The sequence below is a fragment of the Chryseobacterium shigense genome, assembly GCF_900156575.1.
GTDB classification, from domain to species: Bacteria; Bacteroidota; Bacteroidia; order Flavobacteriales; family Weeksellaceae; genus Chryseobacterium; species Chryseobacterium shigense.
Map to the genome: position 1 here is coordinate 948,544 of NZ_FTNY01000001.1, position 25,038 is coordinate 973,581.

A 25,038-nucleotide genomic window follows, 5' to 3' on the forward strand; every position below is an offset into this window, starting at 1 on the left:
TGCTATTTAATCAGGACTAATTGTAATTGCTTACAATATATTCGATGATATGCTTATCAGAATGATAAAAAGACATCCCTTTTCCCCTCTCGATTACTGTAAATTGATCCGTATTATTGTAGTCATAAATAATCTTGGATTTTCTTTTGCCTATTTGTGATATAATTGATTTGGAATATTCCTGGCTATAAGAAATCTCTGTTGATATTCCTAATTTCAGTAATTTTTTTTGAAGCAGTAATGTTCTCATTTCAATCGCCCTCACACTATATTTTGAAGCGTTGAGTAGGTAAACAAGATTATTATCTTTTTCAAAGTAAACATACCCTGATAAATGAAATATAAATTCTGGATTATCCAGGAAGTACAATCTCCAGTCATTTACTGTTGGCTTATATTTACTTAGAATATTTTTCAGATTTTCTGTATCAGAAATAGCCACATCGGTTTCGTCAAATAATTTCTTAAGTACATCCAGAGATTTCCCATATTTTGGATTATCACTTTCTCTAAAAAATCTTTTCCAACTAATATCCCTATTAAATCTATTATCTACAAAGTGGAAGTTTTTTGAATGGATCAAATAATCACCAATTGAAAGCATCGCTGATCTAAACAGCTGTTTATCATAATCTTTTATACCAACATCAGTGAAATACATTTTATAGATTGTGAAATAGGATTTTAGGGTCTTGTACCACTTTAATGAGATGTCTTCATCCCAGTTTAAAGCAGCGTTTAATTTGTAATCATCCCAGATACCTGAATACTTAAGCAATAATAAAATATGTCCCTGAAGATATGAGTCTAACTCAATTTCATGGATAAGATCTCTCCATTCCTCAGATTTATTAATTAAGATAATTTTGATTTCTTCTTCTGTAATCTGCTCTTTATAAAATCCTGAAATTTCAGTATTGACAAACTGGTGATAAATATCTCCTGAATAATTTTTTATTATATCATCCACGCCTTTCAAACTTGAGTGAAGATCTTCATAATTATTATAAACATTGTTTACACTTGATAAGTTGGCAATTATTCTTTCAATTTTCAGTAATTCCTCTGCTCCGTTTTTTAAACCCCTGACCAGAGGTAAGAAATGCATAATAGTATAGAGTCTGATTCTTTCTGTCGCCAGAAGACCATAATTATCCTGAAATGTTTTTACGGTTAAAATATCAGAGAAATTAAAGGAATGATTATCAAAGGAATTATAATCAGAGTATACTTTATGCTTTTCAACCAGAAAATCCAGAACATCGATATAATTTATGATGGTATTTTCTGTAAGCAGGTTAGATTCTATAAACTGATAAAACGAAGGTAAATATTCACCTGATATAAATTTATTTCTGGCATTTTCGAAAGAATCCGGTTCAGTGAGCGCTTGATTGGTGAGCGCTATAAAAGACAATAAATTAAGTAATCTATCATCAAAAACATGGGTTTCTTTATTCCTCAGATCCCAGAAAAAGTCGGACCAGACGGTATCTACTTTAGTAATAAAATAGGTATACATGTCAAAATTTGAAATACCTTCCGTATGCTGGTAATCATAGAAATGTTTGGTATTAAAATCACTATCTTTTATGAGTTTACTCAGTTCAGCCTTTAAATTTTCAAAACCGGTCAAAGAAACTCCTCTTGCATTCATCTTTATATACAAATCATCCGAGATACCCAGCTCTTCTATGTCTAAGAAATTGAATACGATCGGGGGTTCATCCTCATTGATAAGCTGCTTTAAGGTAATCCCCGATGTGTAAAATTTCGAATGAAGTAAATCAATAACATTCAAACAGGAAAAAATGGTATTATCTGCCGACCATCTGGTAAGAAACCAGCTCTGATTTTTAATGTATTCAGATATTGTTTTTTCAGTATCCGAAATGTCGATACTGGAAATATCCAGATCTAGAATCTTCCTAAAGAAATCATTGGAAGTCTGGCGTATCTGATAAGTAAATTTTGAAAGTTTCTTACTGTAATTGGGCAAAACTCCATCTTTAAAAGCCAGATACCAATGAAGGAGATATAGTGTTGTTAAACGTTGCTGCCCATCAAGAGGATAGAAAATATCATTTTGGATATATCCGTATACGAAATCTAATTCAAGAGGTTCAGAACCTTCATTTTTAACTCTAACAATAGAATCTTTTATATCTGATACAAATTGATTCCGGATTTCAATGGATTTCGGATTAAGACGGCCTTGTGCATAATCCCTCTGGATCATGGGAATTGTGATTCCATACTTTAACGAATGATTGTCTATATCATTACTAAGCAGTTTCCATAAAGTAGTTCTCATTCTGTTATTTGAATTTATCTAGTGTGCTGTTAATTTTTTCGAGATATGATAGTTTGTCAATGACTGTCCAATAAAAAAAGTTTTCTGGCTTAGGAGTATGATATTTTAGAAACACTCTTTTAGTTTCAATGGGAATATAGGATCCTTCTTTATCTCTATCAAGTATTTTTGAGCGCTTCACATCAAATAGTGAATAGCTCAGAGATGAGTTGGAATCTTTGTCTAGCAAGGCCAAATTCATAATTGAATCTCTTTCTGATAAAAAAGAAAAATCCTTCTTTTCCTCTAAATTTTCAGGAACAGCATCTTCTTCATTTTCTTCCAATAAACTTATAGTCTGGGAATCAATTAACGAGAGCCCATCTGTATAAAGTTTTTCCGATGCTGAAACAATACCTATAAAATCGATATTATCAAATTTTCCACCATTTTCTTCATAAAAAGATATCTGATATTTAATTTCCTTTAAAAGTTCAGCAGATTCTGTATTTTCAACTTTCTTCTCGATAGACAACTTGTTATCACGCAACCATATGATGTAATCTTTTTCTTTAAAATCTTCTGAATTTTGAGCATACACATGTTCTAAGCTCCATGTTTTTGACTTAAACGAATAGAATGGAAAACGCGAACTTTTATCTGGTATTGAATAAGTACTGTCAACGTTTACCAGAAGAAGTAATTGAGATATCACTTTATGATGAGGCTTATAATACAGCTCTTCAATTTTAATATTTTTGAAATGACTGTACACCGCTTTTTTGAGAAAAATGTTAAACTCTTTTTTCGATTTTAATAAGAAAGCATCCACTAAATAGGAGACAGGATAGTTTAGAGTAATGAGAAATCCAATAAAATGATAATAGTAATGATCATTAAACCATTCGTCAAAAATCTCAATCCGGGATTTGATTCTATCCCATTCATATTCAATGAGTGAATAATTTTTATCCGCAAGATTTTTTATGAGTTCTGTATCCTGTTTCGCTTTTTTTATTTTGTCATAAAAATACCTGAAGGATGCGTATGTATTTGACCCTGTAATTTCTGGTGAAAGCAATTCTAAAATATAATCTATCCTGGTTTCAAAACTTTTGTTGGACTGCAGAACAAAATACCAAAATTGATCATTTCGCAGTCTTTTTTCTAATTCGTCCCATTCGAAAGCGATCCTGTTTTGGACTAAACTAAGTACTTCGGGTTCCCGCTCATGAAAGCCCACTTTCATGTTGTCTTTACTTAGAAAAACAGCTTTTACAAGTTCTGAATTTGTTAAGGCAATTTTTCCCACATTAATCCTTGTAAAAACGTCTACAGCGTTAGTATTTTCTAAAATTTCATACCAAATAAATTCAATTCTGTTACCAAATGCCGTCTGAAGATCACTGGGAACAGATGGCTTATTATCTATTTGCTGGGTAAGCCATTGGTCTATTATTAAATACGCTTGACTTATGTAGTAATAGTCAGGATTAGAATCGTTAATTTCATGAGATATTTCCTGTAAAAAAGCAGCACTATCAAGCCTTGTCTGATACGATAAAGAATATGTTTTTAGCAGCGTATTATATCTTTTAATACAATTAAGAAGAATAAAAATAGTCGTCAGACGCTGTTGTCCATCCAAAACCTCATATCTTTCGTCTTTCATTTTTTTTACAACGATGGGCTGAAGACAGTACTTTTCCCCTTTTGTAATATAAATAAAATCATAAAGATCTTCCAGTAAATCCATTATTTGATCTTTATCCCACCTATACCCTCTCTGGTATGATGGTATGTAGAAATTATAAATAGGTTTACCGTCTTGTTGTTTCAATAAATCTCCAACTAGTATAGGATGGAGCTTATTTTCTTGTGATTTCATAGTTATTTGTTTCGAAAACAAGTATAGTGAAAATCTTTAATTCCTGCTTACGGGAAAACGTAATTTTTCAACAAAATCGATTCTAATCATTCCCTACGTAAGCATTGCTCTCCCACCCAAAATACTCTTGATCATCTTCGACAAAGCCTAGAAAACTTAACCAGCATTCATTAAGTAAGAGATTCATAATTATCAGTAGAAAATATAATTACTACCATCACAATATTCCCCCCTTACAATCCCCTCTTCCCCTCCATCCAATACGCCTGCGACCTGATACTCTTAGCCTCAACCCCTTTAGCTTTAAGAAACTTTCGGATTACAGACATGGTATTTGCGTTTCCTGTAAGATAAAAAACCGCTTCATTATCGTAAATGGCCTGCTTTTCTTCCTTTAAAAAGTCATTTAAAGCTTCCATGATATTTTGTATGTCATTTTTAGGAGCGTGATAACCGTACAGTTCCAGTTCTTTCAATGCGGAAGGCTCTTCCAGTTCGTGAAGACAAACAAATGATCCGCCTATTTCTTCTGCTGCTTCTTTGATAGAAAGAGAGCTCCCTAATGACGTTTCGTCACCTATGGAAAAATGGATTTCGGCTTCAGGTTCGAAGAAACGTTTTCCTCTTGGCATTAAGATCTTTGTCATGTCACCTTCTGACAGGTGATGGGCAAAACGACTTCCTGCAGAATCAATATCATGAAGGTGAAACAGCACATCGAATGTGCCTGCAGGTTTATTAAAATTAAAGGGTGAATAATTACGGTAATCCCTTTCATTAACTCTTATTCCAATCGCATACGCAGGTTCAAAAGGGACCTCTTCCAAATCGGCAGCAAAACGGATAAGACGAAGATCTTTTCCAACGGTCTCTGTATGGATAACGGTACATTCTTTAAATTTCGAGGACATGACATTTTCTAACGTGTCATTGATCCATTTTGGTAAGCTTGGCATAAATCATTTTAATGCAAAGGAAGCTGCAAAATGAAAACAGACCGATAGCCGTTTCAGGGAATTGATTGGACAATTCGCGGTTTAAAATCTATTGTCGGGTTTTGTCCCGGAATTCTGATGGTGGAAAACCTTCAACCTTACCAAATAAGCGTGAAAAGTAAGCATGATCACTATATCCCAATTCATAAGCAATTTCTTTTATCGTCAAATGAGTAAAGGATAAAAGTCTCTTGGCTTCAATTAAAACTTCCTGATGAATCCAGTATTGGGCCGATCTTCCTGTGACTTCCCGGATAACGTCTGTCAGATAACCCCGTGAAATATTAAGAGCTTCGGCATAAGCAGATGGACTTTTCATGGTTTTGAATTCTTTCCTCACCAGGATTCTGAACGTTCTGGTCAATTGAGCCGCTCTGCTTTCATTAGAGATCTCAACACTGTTTTCCTTTAAAAAAATCATCGCATACATTCCCGTAAAAGCATTTATCAGGGAATGAATAACCAGAAATCCTTCCTTGCTGGCCAACATTTCTTCCGTATAAGACATTCGCAGCATTCCTGCACAAGCCCTGAGTTTTTCAACCCAGCTTTTATCAATGGAAACAGGTTGTATATCCACCAAAGATTCCTCAAAAACCGATCTTACGGCATCAGGCAATAAATCCGCTTTCACCGCCACAAACCATCCGGTGACCTCTTCCATCAGAATACCTTCGTGAACCTGCCCCGGCAACAGAAAGAACAATGCGGCATCTCGGGCTTCCACGACTTTAAAATCAACCATCATTCTGGCCCGGCCGCTTTCCAGAAAAGTAAAAATATAATGGCTGTCTCTGTGAATTCCCTTATCGAAAAGATTGTCCACCGTACTGATGGTTCGTTTTTCAATTCTTTCAATCAGGATACCGTGCTGCGTAATACTGCTTAAATCGTAGGTGGGAATAGACTGTTTCATCTCAAAATATTGCCATAAAGTTAGAAATACTCTTAAGAACAAACGTAAACGAAAGTGTTTTCCTTTAAATTAAATGTAAAAATCATGACGATGAGCTGGCAGATGTCCACCAATAAAAAAGCCTCAGATAAGTAGATACCTGAGGCTTTTGTTTGTATGTTGACTATTTTTTTATAATCTTGCGGCTGCTTTCTTTATTTTTCTGTTTAACGTTCAGATAATAAATTCCACTGGTGAGGCTGGAAAAATCAATCTCTGTTTGATCTCTGAAAGTCTGGTTTGTGAAAATAAGCTTTCCACTGGAATCAGATAGATTAAATGAAGCCTCGCTTTTATCCTTTACAGTCAATACCCCGGTAGACTGTACCGGATTGGGATAAAAACCGAAAGTATAAGGCTGATTGATCTCACCTGTGGACAGGCTTGGAAAATTAAAATTGACCTTTGAAGTGGAAAGTCCTACTCCCATATAAGTTCTGGAAGAAGTCACCACAATATAATCAGGTTTGATACTGTACGAAGCGGGTGTGCCATAGCTGCCGATACCAAAAATTCCGGGAATGGGAACGCCATTACTGGTTATATTTCCTCCAAAACTGCTATTCAACTGTCCGTCTTTTTTAATATACATCAATGCATCCTGTCTGTCCCCTGAACCGGCAGTAGAAACATAAAAAATCCCTACCAGAAAATCTCCGTTAGGAAGGCTCTGCATTTTAGCGAAATTTAGCACTGCCGAAGGATATCCAATTTTTTTCACTCCATTAGTTCCGAAAGATAGATCAATATTTCCGTCTGCAAGATACCTTGTGAGCTCCAGATCTGTTCTTGAAGAACTTACAAAAACACTTTTCCCCACCACAGCTTTTCCGTCCGGAAAAATATAGGTATTGTTGCCCGTGAGAGAAAGGGTGGGATTATTAGGATAAGAATTATCCTGTATTCCTGAAGAAATGTCTATTCTGTTTATTTTTCTGTTCACGGATGCCCCGTATCCGGCACCCTGAGCATAAAGATAGTTACCGGAAGTCACTAATTTTTCCAATTGTGTATAATTATAAGCACTTCCATAATCAACCTGTTTAAGTCCCTGTTCAAAAATTCCGGTAATCAGCTCTCCGGATTCATTAAAACATCCTATTTCTGCTTTAGAACTGTTCTGAAGGTTGGAATAATTATGTAAAATAAAATATTTCCCGTTAACTTTCGCCAGTTCAGATTGGTAATGTTTCGCATATCTTAAAGAATCTGTATAAATGTATTTAATGCCGGAAGTTCCAAACCCCTGATCAGGTGTTCCATTATTATTCAAACGGAGAAGCTTTGGACTAGCGCTATTTTCCGTAGCGATAAGCAGCATTGGCTTATCATTGTCAGTCAATTCAAAAGAAAATATAGTAAGTTCTTCCGGACCGGTATAACCTAAAAGCGTGTTGATATTAAGCGCTCCATTGGTTCCAAAACCAGTATCAAGATATCCTTGCGATGTATATTTTTCTATATAATAGATTTTTGTGCTGAATCCGGATGTATTGGCTGCATAAAACAAGTATACATTTCCGTTACTGTCTACTTTATTAGTGGTTTGGGAGTAAGAATCGATAGTACTCAGAAGTCCGCTTCTGCCCCATGTTACGGTCTGAGCAAAACCTTGCAAAAAAAATATGCAGGCTAAAAATGATATAATTTTTCTCATTGAATGATGATTACCTATTTAATAAATTATTCTTATTGTTATCAACACAAAACTACAAAATACTTTCTAAAGGCTTCCCCTATGAAAGCTGCATTAAATCAGGGTTTTTAAAAAAATAATTCATTTTTTAACAGATATTATTCAGAGGATATTTAAAGTATTTGGCTCAAAAGCACTTATATTGTCTTCAGGACAGTTCACTTCAGACAGATCGAAAAATCTATCACCTTTGTATTTACTTAGCTTTTGAAAACACCATTTTTACCGCTAAATATGTTAACACACTCGCCATAAACCATTTCTGTACCTTCACCCAGAAAGGATTTCCTGCAAAAAATGCGGCTACTCCGGCTGCTGTGAGTACAATGATAAAATTAACACTAAAGCTGATAAAAACCTGAATCACACCTAGTTCAAGACTCTGAGTGAAAACGGAACCATATTCAGGCTTAATGAATTGCGGAAAAAATGACAGATAGAATACGGCTACTTTTGGGTTCAGTACATTCGTTAAAAAGCCGATGGTAAAAAGCCTTTTCGGTCCGTCGTGAGAAGCGCTTTTATCCACATCAAAGATATTTCTGCTCTTCGGTTTAATCGCCTGGTACGCCAGATACAAAAGATAAACGGTTCCAAGTGTTTTGAGAACTGTATAAGCCAATGGAACTGCTAACAGGACCGCGGTAAGGCCAAAGGAGACCATTACAATATGAAACAGAAAGCCGCCAACGACCCCTGCCAATGAAATCAATCCCGATTTTTTTCCCTGAGTTATAGATTTTGAAATCAGATAGATCATATTGGGACCGGGACTTATCACTAAAATAAGAGCAGCCAGAACAAAAAAAGCAAGTTCGTGGAATGGAATCATCTTTTACTCAATTATTTAATTCAATACCATCTTCTGAAAAACCGTTCATTCCGGTTACCAGAGAATGGCTATACAAATATAATGGATTTCGTGGCTATTCTTTATCCCACCTTTCGGATCAGATCATTCCAGCTGATCGTTTTCATTAGTTAATTAATCATAAGATTACCATTAATTACAATGCTGGTCATAGTATTTTATTACTTTTGTATTCCCGAAAGAGGGATTTTTTACTTTTTTCAAAATAACCAGACAAAAACTATGAACCAGATAGCCCCATGCAGCCTGCCTAAGATACAAGAAAAAAGACCAAAAAGGAAGATGAGTATGATTTCAAAAATGCCCGATCTTCTTCAAACTTTCGCCAATGGATCTTTCGATCCGGATGTTGATGGGAAAATATTCTTCTGTCATACCTCTGATACCCCATTTTTTTCGTACAAACCGTAATATCCGATGGATTTTTACGTTTGACAGTAAACTATGAATCATTTTACCTAACATTGAAAGTTTGACCCGTCTTATTTCCCTGTTCTGCAGGATCAGCTTACCATCAATCCATTAAAAACCTACTTATTGACAGATTTCTACTCCATTAAAAATGTAAACTCAATGCAAAAATTTTTTGTTAAGACTGCTGTCACGGCCGCTGTCCTCTGTTTCAGCTCCATGGCTCTGGCACAGCAAAAATACTCCGTAAGCGGTACTGTGAAAGACCATAAGAATGGCGAACTGCTGATCGGGGTTACTGTAAAAGTGAATGAGGACCCTTCTATTTCGGTGGTAGCCAACGAATATGGTTTCTACTCGCTTTCCCTTCCTGAAGGAAACTACACCCTGATTGTTTCTTATCCAGGCTACCGTGATTATGAACAGGCTATAAAAATTGAACAAAACACGAAATTAGACCTCCCCCTTGATCAGGAAGATCAAAAAATAGGAAAGATTGACGAGGTTGTTATTTCCGGGGTTAAAAAGAATAAAAATCTTACTACCGCTCAGATGGGAACGGAGACTCTGAGCATTAAAAATATCGAAAAACTGCCGGTTTTATTCGGGGAAAAAGATGTCATGAAAACGATACAGCTTTTACCGGGAATAAAAAGCAACGGTGAAGGAAGTAGTGGATTCAGTGTTAGAGGGGGCGCCACAGACCAGAACCTGATCTTACTGGATGAGGCACCTGTCTATAATGCATCCCATTTACTTGGTTTTTTCAGTACGTTCAACAGTGATGCGCTGAAAGATGCAAGTATTATCAAAGGAAACAGCCCTGCACAATATGGAGGCCGTCTTTCTTCGGTAATGGATGTTAAAATGAAAGATGGAAATAATAAGGATTATAATGTGAATGGAGGAATTGGCCTGATCAGCAGCAGACTGAGTGTGGAAGGTCCTATCCAGAAGGAAAAATCTTCATTTATCGTTTCCGGAAGAAGGACATATGCCGATCTTTTCCTTAAAACTTCCGATGATTACAAAGACAGTAAACTGTATTTCTACGACCTGAATTTGAAAGCGAATTACCAGATCAATGACAACAACCGTCTTTATTTATCAGGATATTTCGGAAGGGATGTTTTGGGATTAGGGGATACTTTCAATACAGACTGGGGAAACACAACAGCTACGCTTCGCTGGAATAGTATCATCAACAGTAAATTGTTTTCGAATACTTCATTCATTTACAGCAACTACAATTATAAAATCAGTCTTAAAAGTAATGACAATACTTTTGGTTTAGATTCCCAGATTGAGGACTGGAACCTTAAACAGGATTTTACCTGGTTTGCAGGCAATAAGCATTCCGTACGTTTCGGGCTTCAGTCTATTTACCACACAATTACTCCAAGCAGTGCTTCGGGAACAAGCGTAAGCAGTTTTCCAAGAAACCCGAGAAAATCATGGGAAAATGCGGTGTACATCAATGATGATTTCAGGGCTTCTGACAAATTTACCGTGAATTATGGTTTGAGACTTTCGACCTTCAGTGTTTTAGGGGGCGACACGTATAATACGTATGAAAACGGAGTCATTACGGACAGCAGGTTTTTGGAAAAAGGTAAATTCGGAAAAACGTATGTTAATCTTGAACCGAGAATTACAGCCAATTACCGCATTAATGAGGTCAGCAGTGTGAAAGCCGGATATTCCCGTAACACGCAGAACCTTCACCTTCTAAGCAACAGCAGCAGCGGAAACCCTACAGATCAGTGGATCGGAAGCAGCTATAGTGTAAAACCTGAAATCGCAGACCAGATCAGTGCAGGATACAGCAGAAATTTCAATAACAATAATTATGAACTGAATGCGGAGATCTATTATAAATCTATGCAGAACCAGATCGACTTTAAAAACGGTGCGCAGATCTCATTTGATACGGCAGCTGATGTAGAAAGTGAATTGCTGTTTGGTAAAGGAAGAGCGTATGGTCTGGAACTTATTGCGAAAAAGAAAAGCGGAAGACTAACCGGATGGATTTCTTATACGTTATCTAAAACGGAGCGGAAAATCGATGGCATCAACGAGAATGAGTGGTATAATGCGAGAATGGACAAAACGCATGATATCTCTATCGTTGCCACTTATGAACTGAATAAAAAATGGTCGTTATCAGGATTATTTCTTTACAGTACAGGTAACGCAGTTACTTTCCCTACTGCCAAGTATGAGCTGAACGGACAGACCATCTTTCAGTACAGCAACAGAAATGCCGATCGTATGCCTTCTTACCACAGAATGGATCTGAGCGCTACTTATGAACCGGAATCTACAAAACGTTTCAAAGGATCATGGTCTTTTGGTATTTATAATATCTACGGCCGTGAAAATGCTTATACCATTACTTTTGAAGATAATCCGAATAACCCGGGAACTACCCGCGCTATGCAGACTTCATTATTCCGTTGGGTACCTAATGTCACTTATAATTTCAAATTTTAGATCATGAAAAATATTATTTTTATTATATTAACGCTGTTTGTATTCTCTTCCTGTGAAAAGGAGATCGATCTGGATCTGGACGATAAAAGCGGAAACATTGTCATCGAAGGTAATGTAACCAATCAGCCGGGACCTTATTTTGTAAGAATAACCAAATCGGTAGCCTTTACCCAAAATAATCAATACCCTGCGGTAACTGGCGCTCAGGTTGTTTTAAGTGACAATACGGGGCAGACAGAAACCTTACAATACGTAGGGGACGGAAAGTATAAAACCACGAATTTCACAGGCGTTACGGGACGTACCTATACTCTGAAAATACAGGCTGAAGGAAAACAATATACCGCCCAAAGCTCAATGCCTGAGGTGGTGAATTTTGATGGACTTACACAGGATTCTTTTACTTTCGGAGGGGAGACTACTTATACCCTTCTTCCTGTTTTTACGGATCCGATAGCTTTAGGAAACCGTTATCTTTTCAATTTTACAGTGAATAACATGACTAAAAAAACGTTTGAAGTATTTTCAGATAATGTGAATAACGGATTGGTGAATCAAAGACCCCTACTCCTTCCGAATGAGGACGATGACAAAGATCCTACAGATCATAAGGTAGTACCGGGAGATACTATTTTTGTAGAGATGCAGTCCATTGATCATAACATATTCACTTATTATTCTGCTCTCCTGCAAATCTCAGGAGATGGAGGCGCGGGGGTTACGCCTTCCAATCCTCCAAGCAATATTGATAATGGTGCTTTAGGATATTTCTCAGCCCATACTTCACAGAAAAAAAGTATTGTGATTCAATAGATAAGGATCGCGATTGTATAGATAAAGGCTATTCCTAAGTTGGAGTAGCCTTTTTTGTGAACCACCCCGTCAAAAATTCTTTGAATTTTTGCCACCCCTCCACGGGAGGGGAATTCTACTCCGACCTATTTTTGTCATTAAGAAAATCTTTGATTTTCAAAAAACTTAAGTGTACTTTCTATTCACAAAGTATTTAACTTAAAAATATCTTAAGTGTTTAAAACTTTTGTCTCTTTTGTGGTTGAAAAAACCAGTGGGAACTGGAACTTCCGAAGCTTCTATCATCTATTAAATTTTTAAACAAAAAGCCGATTCAAAATGGATGAGTGATGATGAACCACCCCGTCAAAAATTCTTTGAATTTTCGACACCCCTCCACGGGAGGGGAATTCTACTCCGACCTATTTTTGTCATTAAGAAAATATTTGATTTTCAAAAAACTTAAGTGTACTTTCTATTCACAAAGTATTTAACTTAAAAATATCTTAAGTGTTTAAAACTTTTGTCTCTTTTGTGGTTGAAAAAAACAGTGGAACTGGGACTTCCGAAGCTTCTATCATCTATTAAATTTTTAAACAAAAAGCCGATTCAAAATGGATGAGTGATGATGAACCACCCCGTCAAAAATTCTTTGAATTTTCGCCACCCCTCCACGGGAGGGGAATTCTACTCCGACCTATTTTTGTCATTACGAAAATCTTTGATTTTCAAAAAACTTAAGTGTACTTTCTATTCACAAAGTATTTAACTTAAAAATATCTTAAGTGTTTAAAACTTTTGTCTCTTTTGTGGTTGAAAAAACCAGTGGGAACTGGGACTTCCGAAGCTTCTATCATCTATTGATCCCTTAAATTTTTAAACAAAAAAAGTCGTGGGATCGCTTTAATTTGATTAAATTTACGTCTTATCAAAAAACAGTTTATAAACGACGTATGAATAAAAAAAATGCCACGATATACGACATTTCAAAGAAGCTCAATGTAAGTGTAGCTACTGTTTCCCGGGCATTGAATGACAATCCAAGAATAAGCGAGGCCACAAAAGATCTGGTCCGGAAAACGGCCAAGGAAATGAATTATAAGCAAAATAATCTTGCTAAAGCCTTGAAAAGCGGGGAAACAAAAAACGTAGGCATTATCGTTCCCTATATCAATACCAATTTCTTTTCATCGGTGATCCGAGGCATTGAGGAAGAACTGTCCCCTCATGGTTATCATGTCATCATCTGTCAGAGTCATGAAGATGTTACTATTGAAAAAAGACAGCTGAGTACATTGCTGAATGCTCAGGTAGATGGGATTTTCATGTCAGTTTCCAAAACGACTATTGATACAGAACATATTAAAAACATTTTAGAGACAAGCAATACGCCGATTATCTTTTTTGACCGTAAAAAGGACATTCCGGGAATCAGTACGGTAACGATCGATGACTACCGCGGCGGATATATGGCAACAGAGCACCTGATCAAAGAAGGCTATAAAAACATCTGTCATTTTGCAGGCGATCTTAATCTTGAGATCTATCAGAATCGTCTTAACGGATACAAGCAAGCTTTAGTCGATCACAATTTTCAGGTAAAAGAGGAAAACATAACGTTTACAGGGAGTTCCATTGAGTCGGGAATTGAAGCGATCAAAAAACTCTGGGATAAAAAATCAGTTCCGGATGCGATCTTTTCTGCCAGTGACTTTGCCGCTCTTGGAGCCTGCCAGGAACTGAAAAAACGCGGGGTAAAAATTCCGCAGGAAGTGGCTGTGATTGGTTTTTCTAATGAACCTTTTACGCAATTCATGGAACTTCCGATCAGTTCTGTAGATCAGACTCCCGTGATCATGGGAAATATGGCGGGACGGGTTTTTATTGAAAGTGTCAAGGAAAATGGCTCCGGGGTTTCTATTGAGAAGAAAGTGGTGCTGGCGCCGCAGATCTATATCAGGAAATCTTCTAAGAGGAAATAGATTTCTTTTGTCCTGAAAGCGAAGATTCGACGATGCAAATACATGATCAAACTCTATTTGTCATCCTGAAAGATTCTACACTCTGATCTTTTTATTCAGGTTTGGGTTAAAATCAATGATGAATTTATCTTTTACTAAAGGAACTAAAGCCCGTTCCCAATGGTATAAGTATCGTGTTCATTCGTGAAAATATTCGTGGTATTGGTGTTTAAAAATAAAAAGAAAATGCCTCCTACCAACGTAGAAAGCATTTTCAACCCTAATTATTTAATAGAAATTATAAAGATACGCCCCGTCTCCAGGGAATAAAATCATTCTGATTTAAAATGGCCGCTTTTGTTTTTATGTTTCCGCTGGCCACTTCGATAATAAACTCTAACAGTTCTTCCGCTTTTTCATCAATTGTTTTTTCTCCGGTAATAACGTCACCTGTATTGAAATCGATGATATCGGGCATTCTTTCTGCCAGAATGGTATTGGATGATATTTTCACCACCGGAACTACCGGATTTCCTGTTGGCGTTCCCAAACCTGTCGTAAATAAAACAATGTTGGAACCTGAACCCACCAAAGCTGTTGTACATTCTACGTCATTTCCGGGTGTACACAGGAGATTCAAACCTGGTTCTTTGATGTATTCTGTAAAATCAAGAACATCATTGATGGGTGACGAACCTCCTTTTTTAGCTGCTCCGGCAGACTTCATTGCATCAGTGATCAGTCCGTCTTTAATATTCCCCGGTGACGGATTCATATCAAAGCCTGAGCCTGCTGCCACAACTGATTTTTCAAAATCTTTCATGAGCTGTAAAAACCTTTCGGCATCTGCTTCATTCACACAACGATTGACCAGTTCCTGCTCTACTCCACATAATTCCGGAAATTCTGAGAGAATGGTTGCTCCTCCGATTCCAGCCATCAAATCTGACAATTGTCCTAAAACCGGATTGGCAGAAATTCCTGAAAAACCGTCTGAACCTCCACACTCCAATCCTAAAACCAGTTTTGAAACGGAGGCAGGTTTTCTTTCGATTTCATTAGCTTGTTTAATGGCTTCATAAGAATCTTTGATAATTCCGTTCAGCATTTCATCTACTGTTCCGGACTTTTGCTGTTCATAAACAATAATCGGTTTTTTATGGCCTGGACTCATTTTTTCTAACGCATCTGTAAAAATCTGAACCTGTAAGTTCTGACATCCCAAGCTCAAAACCGTTGCTCCGGCCACGTTTGGATTATTCACATAGCCCGCCAATAATCTGCCCAATGCTTCAGCATCCTGACGAATTCCGCCGCAACCGCCTTGGTGGGTAATAAATTTTACATCAATATTTTTAAAAACACGGGAATTCTGTTCTTCTTCGATCATCTGTTCTTCTTCAGAATTATTGATGAGTGATCTTAATAATAGCTGATATTTTGTTGCTTTTTCAAAGAGGAGTTCTTTTTCAAAAACATCTTTTAAAATCTCAACATTTCTGTTTTCACAAAAAACCAAGGGAAAAAAGAGCCAGACATTTTCTGTTCCCACCTGTCCGTCCTCCCGATGATAACCCATGAAGGTTTTGTCTTTCCATTGGTCCACATTTGGAGCAGTCCAGGAAGTTGTTTCTGTTTTTCCTTCTACTTTTGCACTTTGGTGCTTAACATTTTCGGTGGTAATCACTTCTCCTTTTTGGATCGGCTGACTTGCTTTTCCAACTAAAACGCCGTACATGATGATGGAATCACCAACGGCAAGGTCTTCAGTCACGAATTTATGTTTTGCCTTCGTGTCTTTTATAATGTCATAAGTAAGTTCCCCTAAAGTAACCGTTTCCCCGTGCGTCAGATCTACCAATGCTACTGCTACATTATCTTTGGGATTTACTTTCAGTACTTTCTTTTGCATGATTTCTTAAGAATTGAATTGGATAAAATTTTGGTAGGCTATTTCTATATCATGGTGATCAATTTCCCACAGTGCTTTTGCTACTGCAGAGGTCAAACCATCGACCTGAGTAAGGTCGGTGTCCCAGAAAGCAGTTTCGCGTAAAGCCAATGCGGCCACTTGCTCATGATCTTCGTTTTCCCAGATCTCTCTGAATCTGTTGATAATGGATTCTTCGTCATTTAATGGTAAGGATTTTTCACCCAAACTTCCCTGATAGAATCTGATTAAACTTGCCAATGAGAAGGTTAAATTAAGCGGTAGTTTTTGATTGATATCAACATACCCCAGCAAACTTGGAAGAATTCTTACTTTAAATTTAGAAACAAAATATAAAGCAATACTTGCCTGATAATGTTTGATAAAAGGGTTTCTGAACCGGTCGAAAACTTCATCTGCAAAATCTTTTAATTCGTTTTCATCTAAACCTAATGTAGGATTGACCTCATTGAAAATCGTATCCTTTAAAAACTGACCGATAAACGGGTCATCAACAGATTCTTTGACGGTTTCTTTTCCTGATAAAATGGCCGGAGCCAGCATTAATGTGTGACCTCCGTTCAGAATTCTCACTTTTCTCAACCGGTAAGGCCGGATGTCATCCACCACTAAAATCTGTTCACTGATCTGGTCAAAAGGAATTCTTGCTTTTAAATTTCCGGCCTCCTGAATCACCCAAAGCAGGAAAACTTCAGAAACAACCATCATGCGGTCTTCGTAATCCAACTGGTCTTCGTAGGTTTCTGCATCATCTTTCGGATACCCCGGAACGATCCTGTCTACCAACGTATTGTGGAAATAATTGTTTTGTTCTATCCATGATACAAAACTGCCTTCCAGATTCCAGAGTTTTGCATATTTTAAAATGATTTCTTTTAAAGCCAGCGCATTATCTTCGATCAGTTCACAAGGGATAATTCTCAAACCTTTATCCTCTGCTCCCTTAAAATGTTTAAATCTTTCATGGAGTAAAACGGCTACTTTTGCAGGAAAGTTTTTGTGTGGACCGGCATAATTATTTTCTGATTCATCATAAGCAATCCCTGTTTCTGTTGTATTGGAGAAGATAAATTCCAGTTCCTCTTCTTTTGCCAACGCGAGGAATTCATCGTAATGGGTATAAGGATTAATGGATTTCTGAATGGCCGAAATCACCTGTTTGGTATCAATGATTTCTCCTTTCTTAATCCCTCTTGAGAAAAGCGTATATAAATTATCCTGCTCTTCAAGCTTGTGAACCGAACCGCCCTGAGTGGGCTGAACGTTAACAATTCCTGCATTGAATCCTGCTATTTTATTTAACTGATCAATCACATAATCTGTGAATCCTCTCATGAAATTTCCCCCTCCGAACTGTACGATTTTAATGGGAAGTTTTTCCTGAGAACCGTTTTGCTTACGGTTTAATTGATGTTTTATCTGATTTTCCATTCTTCTAATTTGAATATGCTTTTTTGTTGTAAACACCAGATTTGCTAAGGTTTTAAATAGTTTTCTGTTCTATTTTACGATCGCAAGGGCGTTTGACTTCATCGAATCTTCGATTTCACTCAGCAATGAGAGTATAGAATCTATTCTTATTTACTGATCACTTTATACTGGGGAACCAATGCTTTCATGACGCTCCACGCAATGAGGTAAGCAACGGCACACACTGAAAAAATGATCATATATCCTTTATCGATTCCGTCTGAAACTACAGCTCCGGACTTCTCCAGCTGTTCGAAAAAACCTTCCGGTAATCGTTCGTTGATGTATTGCGGATATTTTTCCAGTAAAGGAATTCCGTCAACGGTACTCCATGCTTTATGCGCATGATCGAATAATACCCCTGAAGATTTGTTGATTAAAAATGAGCCGATTCCTCCTGCCATACCGCCGATTCCTGTGATGGTAGCAATGGCTTTTTTAGGAAACATATCGCCTACAGTGGAGAAAATATTCGCCGACCAGGCCTGATGAGCGGCTCCGGCAATTCCGATGATCAAAACCGGAATCCAGTATGTTACAGAACCTAAAGGTTGTGCCAGCAGTGCCAGCAACGGGAAAAAGGCAAAGATCAGCATGGCTTTCATTCTTCCGGCATAAGCATTCATTCCTCTTTTTTCAACGAAATATTTTGGAAGCCAGCCGCCAATGATAGACAATAAAGTGATCATATAAAGGACGAATAATGGCAGTGCGCTTTGAGTAGAATCCATTTTATAAACCGAGCTTAAATAGGCGGGTGTCCAGAACAAAAAGAACCACCAGATTCCGTCTGTCATGAATTTCCCGAAAGCGAAAGCCCAGGTTTGTCTGTAACTGAAACATTCTCTGAAAGAAAATTTCTTTTCGCGAACACTTGCATCTGTATTGGGCAGATCATCCTGATCTTGCTGAATATACGTTAATTCATGCTCGTTGACCTTATGATGTACGTGTGGTTTTTTGTAATAAAATACCCAAAGTCCCATCCACACAAATCCTAAGGCTCCAATGATAATAAACGCCCATTCCCAGCCCATTGATCTGGCAATAAAAGGAATGGTAATCGGTGCAGCCAAAGCGCCTACAGTAGCTCCGGCATTGAAAATACTCGTTGCTAAGGCTCTGTCTTTTTTAGGGAAATATTCTGCAGTTGTTTTGATGGCTGCCGGGAAATTTCCGGCTTCACCTACGGCCAGTACAAAACGGGCAAAAATAAACAGGGTAACGCTCGTGCTGATAATAGCGCCTACATGATCTACTTTCCCGATAATTTCTTTAGACTCTGCAAAGCCTACCATCCAGTTTCCAGTTAAAACGCCAGAAGTGGCAATTCCGCAAAAGGCGTGTAATACGGCCCCAACCGACCAAATAGCAATGGCCCAAAGGAAACCTTTTTTGGTATCCATCCAATCGACAAATTTCCCTGCGAAAAGCATACTTACCGCATAGAAAATAGAAAATAATGCGGTGATATTTCCGTAATCATTATTGTTCCAGTGGAATTCCGGGGCAATGAAATCTTTCCATGTCAGGGACAAAACCTGGCGATCCATATAATTGATCGTCGTGGCAATGAACAGCAGAAAGCATATCGTCCATCTGAACGTACTCGGTTTCGAGGATATTTCTTTTTTCATATCAATCTTTAATAGTATTGATTTTTATTGATTCTTGAAACAAATGAGAGCAAAAACTCTCCTTTCCATGCTGTTTTCAGCAAGGACTTATTAATTGTGAAAATCGTTTTTATTTAAAACTTAAACATTTCTGAACCGTTAAGTTGTTAAGAATAGTCAGGTTACCTTTGCTTTAGAAATCCAATTGATTTTTATTGATGTCCCTTGACTCATTCAAAGATCTTAGTGGTTTAATACGTTTTATTTTAAACTGATAATCTTAATTCTTTAATAATTTGAATTGAATTCGCTACAGTCTCTGTAATTTTTTCGTAATCATATTCCCCGTTTTCATTTTTCACAAACAACTGCGACCCCAATCCCACACAATAGGCTCCTGCAGAAATCCATTGAGAGAGGTTTTCTTTTGTTGGCGATACTCCACCTGTAGGCATAATGTGGGACCAGGGCATCGGACCTTTTACGGCCTTAATGAATTCCGGTCCTCCCACTTGTGTTGCCGGGAAAATCTTCACAATTTCAGCACCCAGTTCTTCTGCGTAAGAAATTTCAGAAACGGAACCGCAACCTGGCATCCATGAGATTTTTCTTCTGTTGCAAACTTTCGCCACTTCAGGATTCAATACGGGAGCAACAATGAAATTGGTTCCATTCTGAATATACAAAGAAGCTGTTCCTGCATCGACTACAGAGCCGACTCCCAGAATCATTTCGGGAAGTTTTTTTGCTGAATATTTCACCAGCTCTGCAAAAACTTCGTGAGCAAAATCACCTCTGTTCGTAAATTCAAAAACACAGGCACCACCGTCATAGCACGCCTTTAAAATGTTTTTCCCAATCTCGGCATCAGCGTGGTAAAATACAGGAACAATCCCTGTTTCTTTTACTTTTAATGCCACTTCTATACGCGTAAATCTTGCCATAATTATCTTTTTATTCTTCCTCCTGAACTTCCGTTCATCACTTCTAAAATGTCTTCTGCACTGCAATAGTTGATGTCTCCGGGAATTGTATGCTTGATCGCGCAGGCTGCGTTGGCAAATTTCAGTGCTTTTTCGTCATCGAAATTCATTAAACCATAAATCAAACCTGCGGCAAAAGCATCACCGGTACCGATTCTGTCGACCACGGGATTTACTTCCAGAAGCTCAGTCTCAAAATACTGGTCGTGAACCCAAGCTCTTCCTTGTGTCTGCTGAGAACTCGCCGTAACGCCGATTCTTATTTTATCGAAAACCTTTTGGATGGAAGGTATTTGTTCTTTTAATTCCTTAGAGGCTTCAATGAAACCTTGTTGATCTGATGAAAACTGAGTTCCTAAAATTTCGTTAATCTCATTAACCCCGCCAATAAACAACGTTGAATAGGAAACCAGTTCTTTTAAAATGTCACTTCCATTTTTTCCATATTTCCACAGATTGGAACGGTAAGCCGGATCTGTCGTGATATGAATTCCCATTTCCTGAGCTGTTTTCAAGCCTTCTTTCAACGTTTCATACGCTGCTGCGGAAATTCCTGGGCTGATTCCCGTCCAGTGAAAATATTCGCAGCCGTCGAGCGCTTTTTCCCAGTCTATGTGCTCCGCTCTCATGTTAGCAAAAGAACCGTTTAATCTGTTGTAAGCAATTCTGCTTGCCCGGACTGATGAACCTGCTTCAAGGAAATATAAACCTAAAGGATGTTCGTTTTTGGTGATGAAACGGGTGTCGATTCCAAAACTTTTAATAAAAGAAACAGCCGATTCACCTACGAAATCATCAGAAACACTGCTGATATGTCTTACGGTGCAGCCCATCGTAGCCAATGAAGAAGCGACATTAAGCTCCGTTCCGCCGAAGAAAAATTCCATTTCGTGGCTTTGTTTCATGACTCTGTTTCCCGGAGGTGAAAGCCTCATGATAACTTCACCGAATGTGACTATTGTATTGCCCATCCTGTTCTATTTAAAAATCAAAATAATGTTTAGCATTGTGATAGCAGATATCAGAGATTGTCTTTCCAATCAGGTCGATATCGTCAGGTAATTCACCATTTTTCATTTCTTCTCCAAACAGATTACACAATACTCTTCTGAAATACTCGTGTCTCGGGTACGAAAGGAAACTTCTTGAATCCGTCAGCATTCCTACAAAACAGCTGATCAGTCCCATATTGGAAAGGGCGTTCATCTGCTTGATCATTCCGTCTTTCTGATCCAGGAACCACCATCCGGAACCGAACTGCACTTTTCCTTTGATGCTGCCGTCATTGAAATTCCCGATCATGGTCGCAAAAATCTCGTTGTCGGCAGGATTTAAGTTATATAAAATGGTCTTTGTTAACTGGTCTTTTCCGTCTAATGTATTTAACAATTTGGACAGGGTTTCAGCCTGAACGAAGTCACCGATGGAATCCCAACCGGTATCCGGACCCAGGATTCTGTGCATTCTTTCATTATTATTTCTCAATGCTCCCAGATGGAACTGCTGAACCCAGCCGAATTTGTGGTAGGTTTCGCCTAAGAATAATAAAATGGCAGTTTTGAACTGATTGACCTGCTTTTCAGCAATCACTTTTCCTGATAATTTATCATTGAAAATGGTGTTTACTTCAGCATCAGTTGCTTCTTCGAAAGAAATATTATTCAGTCCGTGGTCGCAAAGTCGGCATCCGTTTTCGTGGAAATATTCAATTCTTTTAAGCAAAGCATCACATAAAGTCTGGTAAGAATTAATCTCAATTCCGGCGGACTCGCCTAATTTTGAAATATAATCTGCAAAATTATGATTTTCAATCAAAATTGCCTTATCAGGACGGAAAGCTGTGCTTACTTTGATACTGAAGTCGCTTTTCGCCAAATCCTGGTGATAATTCAACAGATCGGTAGGATCTTCCGTAGTACAGAGAGATTCTACGTTCATCATTTTAAGCAAACCTCTTGTTGATTTTTCAGGCGTCTGAAGCTGAGCGGTGATGTTCTCGTAAATTTCCGATGCATTGTCAGCATTGAGCAATTCATCAATTCCGAAATATCTTTTTAATTCCAAATGCGTCCAGTGATACAATGGATTTCTCAAGGTATACGGAACTGTTTTTGCCCAGGCTTCAAATTTTTCTTTGTCTGAAGAATCCCCGGTAATGAATTTTTCGTTCACGCCCAGGGTACGCATGGCTCTCCACTTGTAATGGTCACCAGCAATCCAGACTTTTGAGATATTTTCAAAAACCGTGTCATCAGCAATATCTTTAGGAATCAAATGATTATGATAATCAATGATGGGTTGTTTTTCTGCGAATCTGAAGTACAATTCTTCAGCTTGTTTATTGTGTAGTAAAAAGTTATCTGTAATAAAAGGTTTCATTCTAGTCTAATTCTGTTGTTACTCATGAGCAGGTTTCCCGATAGTGGCCAAAATCCCTCCATCTACGTAAATAATCTGTCCGTTGATGAATCTGCTTGCGTCAGAGGCTAAGAAAATAGCCGTTCCTGCAAGGTCTTCGGGATTTCCCCATCTTCCTTCCGGAGTTCTGCTGATGATAAAATCATTGAAAGGATGTCCATCCACTCTGATAGGTTCGGTCTGAGAAGTGGCAAAATATCCGGGACCGATACCGTTCACCTGAATATTGTGTTTTGCCCATTCCGTCGCCAGATTTTTGGTCAGCATTTTTAGTCCGCCTTTTGCAGAAGCGTACGCTACTACATTATCACGGCCCAGCTCACTCATCATCGAGCAGATGTTGATGATCTTTCCGGATTTTCTTTTGATCATATGTTTGCCGATTAACTTCGACATGATAAAAGGTCCTGTAAGATCTACATCGATTACTTTTCTAAAGTCTTCTACTTCCATCTCAATCGCCGGAACACGTTTGATGATTCCTGCGTTGTTGACAAGGATGTCTATTTTTCCGTGGGTAGCCTCCATGAGAGCTACTTTCTGAGCGGCTTCCAGTTCGTCTGTAACATCAAAAAGATAACCTGTTGCTTTGTATCCCTTTTCGTGATAATAATCTAAAGCAGCCTCTAATTTTGATGGTGTTGTACTTGTAATAGCCAGTTCAGCACCTGCCGCAGCAAGACCTTCGGCCATTGCCATTCCCAATCCGTGAGTACCGCCTGTAACAACTGCTACTTTACCGGATAAATCAAATAAATTCATTAGAAAAATTACTTTAGTTCGTTAGTTTTGATCCCGTCCATATCGCCATAGTCCATATTTTCTCCGGCCATACCCCAGATAAAAGTATAATTGGAAGTTCCGACTCCTGAATGGATGGACCATTCCGGAGATAACACAGCTTCATGATTTTTCATAAAAATATGACGCGTTTCGTGAGGCTGCCCCATCAGGTGGTTCACCGTCTGCCCTTCTTCAAGATCAAAATAGAAATAGGCTTCCATTCTTCTGGCGTGAACATGCGCAGGCATCGTATTCCAGACACTTCCGGGTTGAAGCTCTGTCATTCCCATTTGAAGCTGACAGGTTTCAAGAACACTGTTAACAAGCAGTTTATTGATTGTACGTTTGTTAGCATATTTTTCTTCGCCCAGTTCTACAATTTCAGCTTCATTCTTCGTGATCTTCTTCGTTGGATAGGTATGATGTGCGGGCGCTGAATTGATGTAAAAGTAAGGCTGTTCATGACCTTCTTTTTCAAAAACCACTTCTTTTGCTCCTTTTCCGATGTACAGGGCTTCTTTATTTCCAAGCTCATAGACTTCGCCATCCACTGTTACTTTTCCTGAACCTCCCACGTTGATGATTCCCAACTCTCTCCTGTCAAGGAAATGCCCGGCTTTCAGATCGTCCGTGGGTTCCAGTTTCAAGGCTTTCGATACGGGCGTTATCCCTCCTACTATCAGCCTGTCATACATAGAATAGACCAGTTTTATTCTGTCTCCATTAAATAAATCATCGATTAGAAACTCCCTCCTGAGGTCTTCTGTTGAATACTTTTTCACATCTTCAGGATGGTGGGCGTAACGAAATTCTGATTGTGTCATACTACTTGATTTTTATCCTTTTCTCTTTGCGGTTTTATCAAACCTGTTAAACATTGTGTAATCGATTGCATGAATTACACTAAAATTGAGCAGAAATACTTACGGGATAAATATATAATTATTCTTTAATTAGTTCACAAAAAATTAATTTTAATTTACAAATAACTGAATTACAACACAATAAAATGATATCATAAAAGAAAAAAAGAGAATTTTTGAAGAAAAAAAGCGGTTTATAGTAACCAAAATTAATGCTCAACATCAACTCAAATATAAAATCATGCCAAATAAAATAGCAAAATCCAAAATACTGAATCAATATAAATAATGAAAAATACATCTATATACTCTATATAATAAGTCTAAACGTTATCAACTATAAAATACAGTCTTCAATTCCATGTATAAAAGATGACAAAAATCAGGAAATGAGTGAAAATTTTCTTCTTCAGGACAGATTTTGGAGATTTCAGAGGCATAAATCAGGCTTAATTTTAAGTAATTTTTAAGTTTTAAAATGTTAAACAGTGAAAAAAGCATAAAAAAACAGACGAAATAATAAAAGACGCATAAAACTAACAAAATACTGATATACAGCTCTTTAAATTAGACTAACTAATCAATGTTTTATCAAAATG

Annotated in this window: 18 protein-coding genes; 4 read left to right on the forward strand and 14 right to left on the reverse strand. The window is 37.7% G+C overall.

Going from position 1 to position 25,038, the window contains the following annotated elements:
• Positions 1–16 precede the first annotated feature (16 nt).
• From BW964_RS04305 to BW964_RS04330, 6 genes are all read right to left on the reverse strand, one after another.
• Entirely contained in the window at positions 17–2,314 is a 2,298-nt protein-coding gene (locus tag BW964_RS04305; protein WP_076504988.1) for a DUF262 domain-containing protein, read from the reverse strand.
• 4 nt (positions 2,315–2,318) lie between these two features.
• Entirely contained in the window at positions 2,319–4,181 is a 1,863-nt protein-coding gene (locus BW964_RS04310) for a DUF262 domain-containing protein (RefSeq protein ID WP_076504990.1), read from the reverse strand.
• A gap of 233 nt (positions 4,182–4,414) precedes the next feature.
• Complete coding sequence (locus tag BW964_RS04315) at positions 4,415–5,137, reverse strand: siderophore-interacting protein (RefSeq protein ID WP_076504991.1); 723 nt, start codon at positions 5,135–5,137, stop codon at positions 4,415–4,417.
• Positions 5,138–5,225: 88 nt separating this feature from the next.
• Positions 5,226–6,092 (reverse strand): AraC family transcriptional regulator, encoded by an 867-nt coding sequence (locus tag BW964_RS04320; protein WP_076504993.1) that lies wholly within the window; start codon positions 6,090–6,092, stop codon positions 5,226–5,228.
• A gap of 163 nt (positions 6,093–6,255) precedes the next feature.
• Positions 6,256–7,788 carry a T9SS type A sorting domain-containing protein gene (locus BW964_RS04325; protein WP_076504995.1) on the reverse strand — a complete coding sequence of 511 codons (1,533 nt, stop codon included), beginning with the start codon at positions 7,786–7,788 and terminating at the stop codon, positions 6,256–6,258.
• Between the two features lie 235 nt (positions 7,789–8,023).
• Positions 8,024–8,659 (reverse strand): LysE family translocator, encoded by a 636-nt coding sequence (locus BW964_RS04330; RefSeq protein WP_076504997.1) that lies wholly within the window; start codon positions 8,657–8,659, stop codon positions 8,024–8,026.
• A gap of 261 nt (positions 8,660–8,920) precedes the next feature.
• Between BW964_RS04330 and BW964_RS04335 the strand changes: the two genes are divergently transcribed.
• The 4 genes from BW964_RS04335 to BW964_RS04350 all read left to right on the forward strand — a co-directional run bounded on the left by BW964_RS04335 (position 8,921) and on the right by BW964_RS04350 (position 14,376).
• Positions 8,921–9,109 carry a hypothetical protein gene (locus BW964_RS04335; RefSeq protein ID WP_123911914.1) on the forward strand — a complete coding sequence of 63 codons (189 nt, stop codon included), beginning with the start codon at positions 8,921–8,923 and terminating at the stop codon, positions 9,107–9,109.
• Between the two features lie 162 nt (positions 9,110–9,271).
• Positions 9,272–11,602, forward strand: coding sequence for a TonB-dependent receptor (locus BW964_RS04340; RefSeq protein ID WP_076505001.1), 2,331 nt, complete (start codon positions 9,272–9,274; stop codon positions 11,600–11,602).
• A gap of 3 nt (positions 11,603–11,605) precedes the next feature.
• A complete protein-coding gene (locus tag BW964_RS04345; protein WP_076505003.1) occupies positions 11,606–12,415 on the forward strand; it encodes a DUF4249 domain-containing protein in 810 nt (269 codons plus the stop codon).
• Positions 12,416–13,347: 932 nt separating this feature from the next.
• The gene (locus tag BW964_RS04350) at positions 13,348–14,376 is read left to right on the forward strand and encodes a LacI family DNA-binding transcriptional regulator (RefSeq protein ID WP_076505004.1); all 1,029 of its coding nucleotides are present in this window, start codon (positions 13,348–13,350) and stop codon (positions 14,374–14,376) included.
• Between the two features lie 277 nt (positions 14,377–14,653).
• Here BW964_RS04350 and BW964_RS04355 read toward each other — a convergent pair whose 3' ends face one another.
• From BW964_RS04355 to kduI, 8 genes are all read right to left on the reverse strand, one after another.
• On the reverse strand, positions 14,654–16,267 hold the full coding sequence (locus BW964_RS04355) for a UxaA family hydrolase (protein WP_076505005.1): 1,614 nt from the start codon (positions 16,265–16,267) through the stop codon (positions 14,654–14,656).
• 6 nt (positions 16,268–16,273) lie between these two features.
• Positions 16,274–17,737, reverse strand: a complete 1,464-nt coding sequence (locus BW964_RS04360) for a tagaturonate reductase (protein ID WP_076505006.1) — start codon at positions 17,735–17,737, stop codon at positions 16,274–16,276.
• Positions 17,738–17,883: 146 nt separating this feature from the next.
• Positions 17,884–19,413: an MFS transporter gene (locus BW964_RS04365; protein ID WP_076505008.1), complete on the reverse strand. Its 1,530-nt coding sequence runs from the start codon at positions 19,411–19,413 to the stop codon at positions 17,884–17,886.
• Positions 19,414–19,658: 245 nt separating this feature from the next.
• Positions 19,659–20,336 (reverse strand): bifunctional 4-hydroxy-2-oxoglutarate aldolase/2-dehydro-3-deoxy-phosphogluconate aldolase, encoded by a 678-nt coding sequence (locus BW964_RS04370; protein WP_076505010.1) that lies wholly within the window; start codon positions 20,334–20,336, stop codon positions 19,659–19,661.
• 2 nt (positions 20,337–20,338) lie between these two features.
• Positions 20,339–21,346 carry a sugar kinase gene (locus BW964_RS04375; protein WP_076505012.1) on the reverse strand — a complete coding sequence of 336 codons (1,008 nt, stop codon included), beginning with the start codon at positions 21,344–21,346 and terminating at the stop codon, positions 20,339–20,341.
• A gap of 10 nt (positions 21,347–21,356) precedes the next feature.
• Entirely contained in the window at positions 21,357–22,754 is a 1,398-nt protein-coding gene (uxaC, locus tag BW964_RS04380) for a glucuronate isomerase (protein ID WP_076505013.1), read from the reverse strand.
• Between the two features lie 18 nt (positions 22,755–22,772).
• Positions 22,773–23,555 carry a gluconate 5-dehydrogenase gene (locus tag BW964_RS04385; protein ID WP_076505015.1) on the reverse strand — a complete coding sequence of 261 codons (783 nt, stop codon included), beginning with the start codon at positions 23,553–23,555 and terminating at the stop codon, positions 22,773–22,775.
• Positions 23,556–23,563: 8 nt separating this feature from the next.
• Entirely contained in the window at positions 23,564–24,400 is an 837-nt protein-coding gene (gene kduI / locus BW964_RS04390) for a 5-dehydro-4-deoxy-D-glucuronate isomerase (RefSeq protein WP_076505016.1), read from the reverse strand.
• Positions 24,401–25,038 lie beyond the last annotated feature (638 nt).

What these genes read in the sequence shown, in the direction of transcription:
- BW964_RS04345 (WP_076505003.1), top strand. Translation starts at nt 11,606, where the DNA reads ATGAAAAATATTATTTTTATTATATTAACGCTGTTTGTATTCTCTTCC.
- kduI (WP_076505016.1), bottom strand. Translation starts at nt 24,400, where the DNA reads ATGACACAATCAGAATTTCGTTACGCCCACCATCCTGAAGATGTGAAA.
- BW964_RS04370 (WP_076505010.1), bottom strand. Translation starts at nt 20,336, where the DNA reads ATGGCAAGATTTACGCGTATAGAAGTGGCATTAAAAGTAAAAGAAACA.
- BW964_RS04360 (WP_076505006.1), bottom strand. Translation starts at nt 17,737, where the DNA reads ATGGAAAATCAGATAAAACATCAATTAAACCGTAAGCAAAACGGTTCT.
- BW964_RS04335 (WP_123911914.1), top strand. Translation starts at nt 8,921, where the DNA reads ATGAACCAGATAGCCCCATGCAGCCTGCCTAAGATACAAGAAAAAAGA.
- BW964_RS04330 (WP_076504997.1), bottom strand. Translation starts at nt 8,659, where the DNA reads ATGATTCCATTCCACGAACTTGCTTTTTTTGTTCTGGCTGCTCTTATT.
- BW964_RS04305 (WP_076504988.1), bottom strand. Translation starts at nt 2,314, where the DNA reads ATGAGAACTACTTTATGGAAACTGCTTAGTAATGATATAGACAATCAT.
- uxaC (WP_076505013.1), bottom strand. Translation starts at nt 22,754, where the DNA reads ATGAAACCTTTTATTACAGATAACTTTTTACTACACAATAAACAAGCT.
- BW964_RS04310 (WP_076504990.1), bottom strand. Translation starts at nt 4,181, where the DNA reads ATGAAATCACAAGAAAATAAGCTCCATCCTATACTAGTTGGAGATTTA.
- BW964_RS04315 (WP_076504991.1), bottom strand. Translation starts at nt 5,137, where the DNA reads ATGCCAAGCTTACCAAAATGGATCAATGACACGTTAGAAAATGTCATG.
- BW964_RS04385 (WP_076505015.1), bottom strand. Translation starts at nt 23,555, where the DNA reads ATGAATTTATTTGATTTATCCGGTAAAGTAGCAGTTGTTACAGGCGGT.
- BW964_RS04375 (WP_076505012.1), bottom strand. Translation starts at nt 21,346, where the DNA reads ATGGGCAATACAATAGTCACATTCGGTGAAGTTATCATGAGGCTTTCA.
- BW964_RS04350 (WP_076505004.1), top strand. Translation starts at nt 13,348, where the DNA reads ATGAATAAAAAAAATGCCACGATATACGACATTTCAAAGAAGCTCAAT.
- BW964_RS04320 (WP_076504993.1), bottom strand. Translation starts at nt 6,092, where the DNA reads ATGAAACAGTCTATTCCCACCTACGATTTAAGCAGTATTACGCAGCAC.
- BW964_RS04365 (WP_076505008.1), bottom strand. Translation starts at nt 19,413, where the DNA reads ATGAAAAAAGAAATATCCTCGAAACCGAGTACGTTCAGATGGACGATA.
- BW964_RS04355 (WP_076505005.1), bottom strand. Translation starts at nt 16,267, where the DNA reads ATGCAAAAGAAAGTACTGAAAGTAAATCCCAAAGATAATGTAGCAGTA.
- BW964_RS04325 (WP_076504995.1), bottom strand. Translation starts at nt 7,788, where the DNA reads ATGAGAAAAATTATATCATTTTTAGCCTGCATATTTTTTTTGCAAGGT.
- BW964_RS04340 (WP_076505001.1), top strand. Translation starts at nt 9,272, where the DNA reads ATGCAAAAATTTTTTGTTAAGACTGCTGTCACGGCCGCTGTCCTCTGT.